This is a genomic window from Polyangium sp. y55x31 (assembly GCF_029946505.1).
Taxonomy (GTDB): domain Bacteria; phylum Myxococcota_A; class Polyangia; order Polyangiales; family Polyangiaceae; genus Polyangium.
This window is the reverse complement of record NZ_JARZHG010000012.1, coordinates 1-11,267: the sequence shown is the minus strand read 5'-3', so window position 1 is coordinate 11,267 and position 11,267 is coordinate 1. Positions and strand designations below refer to the sequence as shown.

Annotated in this window: 3 protein-coding genes; all 3 read left to right on the top strand. The window is 66.6% G+C overall.

Annotated elements, in window-relative coordinates:
• The first annotated feature begins 41 nt into the window (after positions 1-41).
• The 3 genes from QHF84_RS21550 to QHF84_RS21540 all read left to right on the top strand — a co-directional run bounded on the left by QHF84_RS21550 (position 42) and on the right by QHF84_RS21540 (position 11,145).
• Positions 42-2,744: a hypothetical protein gene (locus tag QHF84_RS21550; RefSeq protein WP_281315456.1), complete on the top strand. Its 2,703-nt coding sequence runs from the start codon at positions 42-44 to the stop codon at positions 2,742-2,744.
• Positions 2,745-2,962: 218 nt separating this feature from the next.
• A complete protein-coding gene (locus QHF84_RS21545) occupies positions 2,963-8,059 on the top strand; it encodes an AAA family ATPase (protein WP_281315235.1) in 5,097 nt (1,698 codons plus the stop codon).
• 182 nt (positions 8,060-8,241) lie between these two features.
• Complete coding sequence (locus tag QHF84_RS21540) at positions 8,242-11,145, top strand: hypothetical protein (RefSeq protein WP_281315234.1); 2,904 nt, start codon at positions 8,242-8,244, stop codon at positions 11,143-11,145.
• Positions 11,146-11,267: the final 122 nt, after the last annotated feature.

Genomic DNA, 11,267 nt, shown 5'->3' with positions numbered 1-11,267 from the left:
CCAAAACCTGCCTCGCCTTCGCGGCAGCCCTTTCCGGCGCGATGTCGTCCGTGGGCTCTGCCAGCGCTGCGTCCTACACACTTTTTGAAAGCGGCCAAGTTCGGCCTCTCGCGCTCTCCCAAAACGGCCAGCGGCTCTATGCCGTGAACACCCCTGACAACCGGCTCGAGGTGTTCCATGTCACGCCCTCGGGGTTGCTGCATATCGGGTCTGTAACGGTTGGGCTCGAGCCTGTCGCTGTCGCGGCGCGCAACGACGACGAGGTTTGGGTGGTCAATCATCTGTCTGACAGCGTGAGCGTGGTGGATGTCTCCGCCCCCTTCGCGCCGCGTGTCGTCCGTACGCTGCTCGTCGGCGACGAGCCTCGCGACATCGTGTTCGGCGGCCCGAGCCGCAGCCGGGCGTTCATCACCACGGCCCACCGCGGCCAAAACGCTCCTTTTGATCCCCAGCTCACGACGCCCGGCATTGGACGCGCGGATGTTTGGGTGTTCGACGCGGCGAATCCGGGGTCGAGCTCGCTCGGGGGCGCTCCTCTCAACATCATCCGTCTTTTTGCGGACACGCCACGGGCGCTCGCGGTGAGCCCGGACGGGCGACGTGTTTACGCGGCCGGTTTCCACACGGGCAATCGCACCACGAGCATTCATAGGAACCTCGTCCTTGCCAACGGCGGGATGCCGTTGCCGCACACCAATGCCAGCGGCGAACCCCAGCCGCCCACCGCGTTGATCGTCAAATACGACGGCAATCACTGGGTGGACGAGAGCGGGAAACCCTGGGATGCAGCCGTCAAGCTCTCCCTCCCCGACAAGGACGTCTTCGTCATCGACGCCATGGCGAACCCTCCTGCGCAGCTCGCCGGGACCGCGGGTTATTATACCGGCGTGGGCACGGTCCTCTTCAACATGATCGTCAACCCCGCGAACGGGAAGGTTTACGTCACGAATACCGAGGCGAACAACCTCCAGCGGTTCGAGGGGCCGGGGACGTTCACCGGCTCGACGGTCCGCGGTCACCTGCATGAAGCCCGTATCTCCGTGTTATCGAATGGCACGGCCACGCCGCGCCACCTCAACAAGCACATCGATTATGATTCCTGCTGCGCGTCGGTGCCCAACGCCGTGAATGACAAGAGCCTGTCGACGCCGGTAGGGATGGCCATCACGAGCAATGGCTCGAAGCTCTACGTCGCGGCGCTCGGTTCGAGCAAGATCGGCGTCTTCGATACGGCCGCGCTCGAGAACGACACATTCACTCCGAGCGCCGCGAATCATATCGTCCTCGACGACGGCGACGAGCCCGTCGGCCCGACGGGCCTCGTCCTCGACGAGTACAGAAAGCGGCTCTACGTGCTCACGCGGTTCGACAATTCGATCGCCATCGTCAACACGACGACGAAAACCGTCACCGGCCGCGTCCCGCTCTACAGCCCCGAGCCTCCGAGCGTCGTCGAAGGCCGGCAATTCCTGTACGACGCCCGCTTCAGCTCAGCGAACGGGGAGGCGTCCTGCGCGAGCTGCCACGTCTTCGGCGACATGGATAGCCTCGCCTGGAATCTCGGCAACCCGGATATCATGGACGGCGACATGCCGGGACCGATCGCCAGTCCGTTCCCGAAGTTCTTCACCACGTTTGATGGTTTCTCCGCGATGAAGGGGCCGATGACGACGCAGAGCCTCCGCGGAATGGCGAACCATGGCCCCATGCATTGGCGAGGCGATCGCACCGGAGGCAACGCCGAGCCGAGCGCGCAGCCAAATGATGGGACGTTCGATGAACGTGAGGCGTTCCGCCAATTCCAGGCCGGGTTCGTCGATTTGCTCGGCCGCAGCGAGCCGATCCCCGAGGACGACATGGAGGCGTTCGCGGATTTCGCTCTCCAGATCATGTACCCCCCGAACCCGATTCGAAACCTCGACAACTCGCTCACGCCGGACCAGCAAGCGGGGCGTGATCAGTTCTTCACGGTGGGCGGGGCCCTCTCCGGCACCTGCGAGACGTGCCACAGGCTCGACCCGACCGCAAATGCCGAGTTCGGCGAACCCATTCCGGGATTTTTTGGCACCGGCGGCGGATACGTCGTCAACGAGCAGCCGCAAAGCCTGAAGGTTCCGCACCTCCGCAACCTGTACCAGAAGGTCGGTATGTTCGGCATGGCCCAGGTGCCGAACATCTTCGCCAAGAACAACGAGCACATGGGCGATCAGGTGCGTGGATTCGGCTTCACGAACGATGGATCGGAGGACACGATCTTCCGCTTCATGAACTCACGCGGGTTCGATAATCTGACATCGTTCCCCAACAGCCCCCCCGTTTCCCCCAACGGCTTCGACGAGAGCCCTCCGGGGGCAGGCGACCCGGTGCGCAGGCAGGTCGAGCAATTCCTCTTGGCCTTCGACAGCAACCTGGCGCCGATCGTCGGGCAGCAGGTCACCGTCACGAACCAGAACAGCGCCGCCGCGAAGGCGCGCCTCGATCTCCTCGTATCACGCGCCGATGTTGGCGAATGTGACCTCGTCGGAAAGACCCGTTTCGCGCTGCACGAGATCGGCTTCCTGTATGTGGGCGCGAATGAGTTCACGTCGAGCTACCAGTCGATCGGAACGATCTCGAAGAGCGCGCTGCTGAACCTGGCACAATTCTTCCAGCGCGAGCTGACGTTCACGTGCGCGCCCCCTGGAACCGGTGAGCGAATTGCTATCGACCGGGACGAGGACGGCACCCGGGACGGCGACGAATGACCCTGCGCGCCGCCGCCCGTCCGGTCATCCACCGGTGAGGTGGTATGCTGGACATGCATGAATGCGCGTAATTTCAGGTAGAAAGAACCCTTGCAAAGGCGCCCCCATCTCGGGTAGGGTCTTTCCTTAAAGCTAAGCTCCTCCGAGGAGGCAACATGGTTGCGCCGTCCACTTTCCCCGCCTCAGCAGCCGATGCTTTCGACGGCTATACCTCCGTGGTGCCCGTCTATGAAGGCGCCGAAACGTTCGTGTATCGGGCGCGGAAAGCCGACACAGCGGCGCATGTCATCCTGAAGCAGACGAAGAACGACTATCCGAGCGCGCGAGAGCTCGCCCGGCTGCGGCGCGAATTCATGATCCTGCGCGAGCTCGGGCTCGACGACACACCCAGAGCGCTCGCGCTGGAGGAGCACGGGCGCGGCCTGCGCCTCGTGATGGCGGACATCGGCTACCCGACGCTGCGCGAGATCCTCGAGGGAGGGAAGCTCGCGATCGATACCGTCCTCGTCCTCGCGATATCGATATGCAACGCGCTCGCGGCGATCCACGAGCGGCGCGTCATCCACAAGGACATCACGCCGAGGAACATCCTGGTGGACATGTCCACCTCGAGGGTTTTTCTCATCGATTTCGGCATCTCGGCGCGCATCTCTCGCGAGCTCAACGCGCCGGCGAGCGCGCGCTCGCTGGAGGGCACGCCTCTTTATGTGTCACCCGAGCAAACGGGTCGCATGAACCGCGCGGTCGACGCGCGGTCGGACCTCTATTCGCTCGGCGTGATTCTGTACGAGATGCTCGTCGGCCATGTGCCTTTCCCGGACGGCGAGGTCGAGGACGTCATTCAGGCCCACTTGACGCGGAACCCGGTGCCGCCGCGCGAGATGTCTCCGTCCGTGCCCGCGCCGCTCTCGGATATCGTCATGAAGCTCCTCGCGAAGACGCCCGAGGAGAGGTACCAGAGCGACGCGGGCCTCGCGTTCGACCTCGCCGAATGCCTCCGGCAGTGGAGGGAGCGCGGCTCCGTCGCGGCATTCCCTCTGTACACGAAGGACAGGGCGCCCGAGCTGCGGCGCGCGCAGCGCCTGTACGGCCGAGAGCGCGATATCGAGGCGCTCCTCCAGGCGTTCGAGCGCGCCCGCCAGCGCGGCCCGGAGCTCGTCCTGGTCTCGGGTTATTCCGGCATCGGCAAGTCGGCGCTGGTCCGTGAGATTCACAGGACCATCACGCGGCACGGCGGCTATTTCATTTCGGGCAAATTCGATCAGCTCTCCCGCGATGTACCGCTCGCGCCGGTCGTATCTGCGTTCCGGGAATTGATGCGCGAGATCCTGACGGAGCCACCCTCGGCGCTCGCGCGATGGAAAGAGGACCTCCTCTCCGCGCTCAAAGGTAACGGCGCGCTGCTCACCGAGCTCGTGCCGGAGCTCGCGCTCGTCGTCGGCGACCTGCCCAAAGTGCAGGACCTGCCGCCGGATCAGGCCAAGAATCGCTTCGAGCTGACGCTCCTCGACTTTTTGCACGTCTTCGCGAGCGCGGCGCACCCCGTCGTCCTCTTCCTCGATGACCTTCAATGGCTCGACCCGGCCTCGCGCCGGCTCTTGCACATTCTGCTGACGGACGCGTTCAGCCGGCACCTGCTGATCATCGGCGCCTACAGGGACAACGAGGTCGAGCCGGGCCATCCGCTCCTCTCGCTCGTCGGGGAGCTCGGCAAGATCGGCTTCCGGGCCACCGACATTCGGCTCGGGCCGCTCGATCGTGAGACGTTGCATCACCTCGTCGCCGACACGCTCACGAGCCGGCCCGACGAGGTCGAGAGCTTGGCCGAGCTGGTCTACGAAAAGACGCACGGGAACCCGTTTTTCGCGCATCAATTCCTGGTCACGCTGAACGAACGGAACCTCCTCCGCTTCGACCCATCCACGGGCGCGTGGTCATGGGAGGTCGACACCATCCGCGCGGCGAACGTGACGGACAACGTCGTCGATCTGCTCATCCAAAGCATGCAGGAGCTCCCGGCGGCGACGCAGCAGGTGCTCGTGCTGGCGGCATGTATTGGCCATTCGTTCGATTATGGGCTCTTGGCCATCGTCGCGAACAAGCCCCCGAACGATGTCCTCGCCGCGATTTGGGAGGCGATGAAGGCCGGGCTCATCGTCTCTCTGGACGGTGACTACAGGTACCTCGAAGTCGGGCTCGGCGGCTCGGAGGCGGGCGACGCGGCGGCGCGCTTCGACGTCCGTTATCGATTCGTCCACGATCGCGTCCATCAAGCTGCATATCTTCTCCTCCCGCCCGAGCAGCGAGAGACGATCCACCTCGGCATCGGGCGCCTCCTCCAGCGGCACATTCAAGGGTCGTCCCTGGACGAGCATCTCCTCAAGCTCGTCCACCACCTCAACATCGGCGCCGCCTGCATGGAGGATCATGCCGAGCGGGTCGACCTCGCGGCGCTCGACCTGCGGGCCGCCCAAAAAGCCAAGGCGTCCACGGCCTACCACGCGTCTGCCGCGTATGCGCGCGCCGGCATCGGCCTGCTCCGCGACGAGGATTGGCACGATCGTTATGATCTGTGCCTCGAATTGCACATGCTCGCGGGGCAATGTGCATATCTGGGCGGCGACGCCGAACGCGCCGAGGCCGTCTTCGCGGAGCTCATGCATCGGGTGAAGACCGACATCGAGCGGGCAGCGATCCAGAGGGAGCGCGTATACAGCCGGATGTCCCACGGGCAATTCGGCGAGGGCGTCAAGATCGGCCTGGATACGCTGGGGCTGCTCGGACACCCGCTGCGGATGGAAGAGATCACGTCGCCGCAGATGATGATGGCGGAGCTCGCCCAGGTGACGACCAACCTGCGCGGACGCCGCATCGAGGACGTGATCGACGCGCCGGAGGTGAAAGACCCCGTGATCGGCGCGGTCCTGTCGATCCTCGACTCCATCGCCGACGGCTCGCACCACCTCGGCGCGATCGCGTTCTCCATCATCAATCTCAGGGCGGTCAACGTCGCCCTCGTGCACGGTCATACCGAGCTCGTCGCGCTGCCGTATAGCTGCGTCGGCTACATGCTCGCGGCGATCCGCGGGCGCGTCGACGAGGGGATGGCTTTCTGCAAATTGGCAGAGGCGATCAACGCGAAATTCCCGAGCGCCTTGCAGGCCGCGAGGCTCGGCTTCGCCGCGAGCAGTTGCGCGCACATGCGTTATCCGATGCGCCAGGTGGGGGAGATGTTCGCCGTCACGCGGCAACGCTGCCTGGAGACCGGCGAGCTTCATATGCTCGGCGTCGCCTGCTTCCTCGGGACGATGGCAAACCTCTTTGCCGGAGATCAGATCGACGATGTCCTGGACCTCGCCGAAAAGAACCTGGCGATCGTCCGGCGCACCAAGATCCCGCGCAACAACGCCGCCATGACCGCCGTTCGGCAGGCCATCGCTTGCCTCGCAGGCAAGACGCGGGACGCGACGTCGTTCAGCGACGACAACTTCGACGAGGACAAGTTCGTCCGTGATCTGCAAAGCCAGCAGCCCAGCAGCACGAATGTCCACTATGGCGTGTTGAAATCGTTCGTCCTCCTCGTGCACGGAAAACACGCGGAGGCCTGGGAGGCGTCGGAGATCGCCGAGCGTGCCTTGATGTTCGGCGGCGGGACGATTCAACCGAAGATCCATTCCTTCTTCCGGGCGCTCCTGCTCCTCGTCCTGCCGCCGGCCGAGGAGCCGAAGGAAGCGGCGCGGCGCAAGGAGCTCTTCACGAGATACAGGGCAGAGATCGCTGATCTCGCGGGGTGGTCCCCGAAGAGCTTCGCGCATCTGAAGGCGCTCGTCGACGCCGAGGAGGCGCGGGCACAAGGCGATGTCGCCGGCGCGATGCAGCGTTACGAGAGCGCAATCGCGCTTTGCCAGGAGCACAAGGCCCCCCACTTCGAGGCGATGGCCAATGAGCTCTTCGCGAAGTTTTTCCTGAGCACCGGCATCACCACGGGCGCGGGCGCCTACATGCGGAATGCCTACCGGGCATACCTGCATTGGGGCGCTCCCCTCAAGGCCGCCTCGCTCGAATCGGAGTCCGCGCACGTCTGGCCCTCTCTCCGCGAGGTTTCGCGTTCGAGGTCGAGCACGGGGACGACGAATACAGCCGGCCTCACGGAGCTCGGCAGGACCCTCCTCAGCAAGACGGGCGCCGGCACCCTCCGCGACGCCGCGCTCGTCGTCCGCGCCGCGCAGGAGATCGCAAGCGAGACCGACCTCGCAAAGGTCATCGATCGCCTCGCCAACCTCGTCCTCAGCAACGCGGGCGCCGAGCGAGGTGCTTTGATCCTCGCGCGAGACGGGCAATTCGTGATCGTCGCGAGGCTCGGGGAAGGGAGCAGGACCATAGACACCGGCGAGGGGGAGCCGCTCGACGGCGCCGCCGAGTGCGCCAGGAGCATCATCCTTTATGTGTCACGTACACAGGAGGCCGTGCTCCTCGACGACAGGGAGAGCGCCGCGCGCTTCGCGGACGATCCGTACATCGTCCGTGAGAATCCACGATCGATCTTGTGCCTGCCGCTCCTGCACCAAGGCAGGCTGAGCGGCGTGCTTTACCTGGAGAATCGCGCCATCGCCGGCGTCTTCAACGAGGCGCGCGTCGAGCTCCTCGCCCTGCTTTCCTCGCAGGCCGCGATCGCCATTGAAATCGCCAGGCTCCTCGAGAGCTCGCGTGCCGCCAATGAAGAGGTCAAACGCGCCAATGAGCGGCTCGAGCTCGAGGTCGCGCGCAGGACGGAGGAGCTCAGGTTCCTCAATCGTGACCTCACGGATGCCAATACCCGCCTCGAGACCGAGCTCTCCCAGCGCCGCGTCGTCGAGGAGCAACGCGAGGCGCTCCAGGCGCAGATCATCGCGGCGCAGCGTGATAGGCTCGCGGAGCTGTCGACGCCGCTCTTGCCCATTACCCGCGAGATCGTCGTCATGCCCCTCATCGGCACCGTGGATGGCGAGCGCGCCGCGCAGGTCCTCGCCGTCGCGCTCGATGGCGCCCAGCGCCAGGGCGCGCGCGTGGTCATCCTCGACGTCACGGGGATGAAGGACGTCGATACCCATACCGCGCGAATGCTCATCGACGTCGCTTCCGCGCTGCGGCTCCTCGGCGCGGAGACGCTCATCACGGGCATCGGTCCTCGGACCGCACAGACGCTCATTTCGCTCGACGTCGATCTGCGGTCCTTCGTGACCATGAGCACCCTCCAGGGCGGAATGGAATACGCTCTCCGGCGCGTCCGCGGCACGACGGCCGCTGCCCCTGCGCCGCGGCTCCGGGGGCGGTGACCACGCCGCGACGGGCAGAGCGCAGACCTCGTCGACCGGCGTCCCGGGAACCCATCGAAATCGGGCTCCCACGCGAAGGGCTTTCGTTGTCGCGACCATCCATGTAGCTTCCCCGCAGACCAGACGGGGGGACGCTGCCGTACGAGGATGGAATGCTGACACGAACGACGAAAGCACGTTGGATGAGGCCCTGGTCCGGGATCGCGCTTTGCGCGCTCGCCACGGCCTGCGATGAAGGCGGCCCGCTACCGCAGGCGAACGAGGTTTCCGGTGAGGGCGTCGAAGCGGAGGCCGCGCCGCTCCGCGAGAAGCTCGAAGCGCGGTTTCCCGAGCAGGCCCGGGAGGTGCTCTCGGCCGCCCCGTTCGAGGCCGGCGAGGACGGGTATCGCCGGTTGCCGCCGAGGTCCCTCGGAACATGGGACGATTTGGACGTCACGCTGCCACGCGAAGGCGAAGCCGCGGTGCACTTTCGCACGCAAGACGGCTTCGAGGTCGTGGTGCGCGAGGAAGGGATCACGGGCCGCGCATTTGGGGTCGACGCGGCCGTGGCATATCCGCGCCGCGGCGGCGCGTCGTTATGGGCGCGGAGCGCGGCCGGGGTGGAGGAGTGGCTCGCGCTCGAAGCCGACCACGCGCAGGAGGGCGTGCCGCTCGCGGTCTGGCGCGTGGACGGGGGGACGGCGCGGCAGGACGCCTCGGGAATTCACTTTTTCGATGAGCGGGGCCGCGCGCGCCTGCACGTCACGGCGCCGCGCGCTTTCGCGGAGGGCGGGACGCCGGTCGGCGTGCGCCTCTCGCTCGACGGCGCGACGATCGCGCTCCACCTGGAAGGCAAAGCCCCGCCGGGCGCTGCGCTCTTCGTGGATCCGGCGTGGACCACCGTCGCGCCGATGAACACCCCGCGCGACAGCCACGCGGCCACCTTGCTCACGAATGGCAAGGTCCTCGTCACCGGCGGGTATACGACCGGCAACCTGCCCACCAAGTTCGCGGAGCTTTACGACCCTGTGGCGAACCTCTGGAGCTTCACGGGCTCCATGATCGCGGCGCGCCTCGGCCATACGTCGACGAGGCTCGCCGATGGCCGGGTCCTCATCGCCGGCGGCCTCTGGGAGGTCAGCTCCGCGGGCGGCGAAGTCTACAATCCCGCGACGGGCACGTTTTCCGCGACACCGCCGATGAAAATGGACCGCATGACGCACCGCGCGGCGCTCCTCGGCGATGGTCGCGTCCTCGCCGTCGGCGGCTATTACTCCATGAACGAGAAGGCCACCGAGATCTACGACCCGGTCGCGAATACCTGGACGACGGGCCCCTCGATGGTCGACTCGCGCGCGTCGTTTGCGCTCGTCACGCTGGCGAACGGCAAGGTCCTCGCCATCGGCGGCTCGGGCACGGGCACGCAGAACGCGGAGCTCTACGATCCGGCCACGAATGCCTGGAGCTCCGCGGGCATGCTCAACGTGCCGCATTCTTTCAACGATGCCGTGCGCCTCGACAATGGTAATGTGATCACCTGCGGCACGTCGAGCTATACCGCGTTTTGCGAGCTGTACAATCCGGCCACCAATTCGTGGACGCTCACGGGCTCCATGGCCTTCGGCCGCGCCGCGCCGACCATGGCGCTCCTGCCGGGCGGCAAGGTCCTCGTCGCGGGCGGTGGCACCGCCGCCGCCGGCAAGGCCAGCGCCGAGCTTTACGATCCGAACATCGGCGCGTGGAGCACGACCGCCTCGATGAACGTCGGCCGGAGCTACCACACGGCGACGTTGCTGCAGAGCGGCGGCGTGCTCGTGGCCGGTGGGAGCCCGCCCAATACGAGCTACACCACGAGCGCCGAGATCTTCACCCTGGTGAACCCCGTCCCGTGCGCTGCCGCGGCGAATTGCCCGAACGGGCTCTGTGTCGACGGCTATTGCTGTGATACGTCCTGCGGCTTCGGCGTCGCCGGCGATTGCCAGGCATGCAACGTCCCGGGCGCGCAGGGAATCTGCTCCCCGGTCGCGGCGGGCACGACGTGCCGGGCGGCCGTGTCGGCGTGTGACGCCCCCGAGACCTGCAATGGCAGCGCCACCACGTGTCCGGCGGACGCGGCCCAGCCGAACGGGGCCGCCTGCAATGACGGGAATCCCTGCACGCAGGCCGATACGTGCCAGGCCGGCGCGTGCACCGGCGCGAATCCGGTGGTTTGCGCCGCGCTCGACACCTGCCACCAGCCCGGCACGTGCAACCCCGCCACCGGCTTGTGCAGTAACCCCGCCAAACCCGACGGCGCCACGTGCGACGACGGCAATGCGTGCTCGCAGACCGATACGTGCCAGGCCGGCGCCTGCGTCGGGTCCAATGCCGTGATTTGCCAGGCGGCGTCCCCGTGCCATCTGCCAGGCATGTGCAACCCGGCCACGGGCGTGTGCTCGAATCCGACGAAGGCGGACGGCAGCGCGTGCAACGATGGCAATGCGTGCACGCAGACGGACGCGTGCGCGAGCGGGGTCTGCACGGGAATGTCCCCCGTCTCGTGCGAGCCGCTCGACGAATGCCATCTTCCGGGCACGTGCGCTCCCGCGAGCGGCATGTGCTCGAATCCTGCCAAGCCGGACGGCACGCCCTGCACGGGCGGGATGTGCGTTGCCGGCGCCTGCATGAATGACCCGACGGGTGCAGGTGGCGCGGGTGGCGCGGGCGGAGCCGGCGGCTCGGGTGGCAATGGCGGAGCGGGCGGCGCCGGTGGCAATGGCGGAGCCGGCGGCTCGGGTGGTAACGGCGGAGCGGGCGGCTCGGGTGGCAATGGCGGCTCCGGCGGCTCCGGCGGCGCCGGTGGCAATGGCGGCTCCGGCGGCGCGGGTGGCACCGGTGGCCTGGGAGGGTCGGGCGGCGCAGGAGGATCGGCTGGATCCGGCGGTACCAACGTGACGTCGTCTTCGAGCAGCACAACCTCGTCGGGCGGCGGCGCCGGCGGCGCGATTCAGGAGGACGGCAGTTGCGGATGCCGCCAGGCCGGCGATGGGCCCCGCACGGCATGGCCGCTCGCCGGATTGCTGCTCCTCCTACGCCCGCTGCGACGCCGTCGCGCGCGCCGAGGCTAGAACTCATCTCATAAACCGTCGAGTAGGTCCATCGGCTCCAACATCCCACTTTGTAGGATCAATCGAACGAGGCTCGGTCCAGTCGTCGGTACATTTTTGATTGCTGACGACATATGCAGGTG

Coding starts and splice junctions, on each gene's coding strand:
- QHF84_RS21550 (WP_281315456.1), top strand. CDS start 42: ATGTCGTCCGTGGGCTCTGCCAGCGCTGCGTCCTACACACTTTTTGAA.
- QHF84_RS21540 (WP_281315234.1), top strand. CDS start 8,242: ATGAGGCCCTGGTCCGGGATCGCGCTTTGCGCGCTCGCCACGGCCTGC.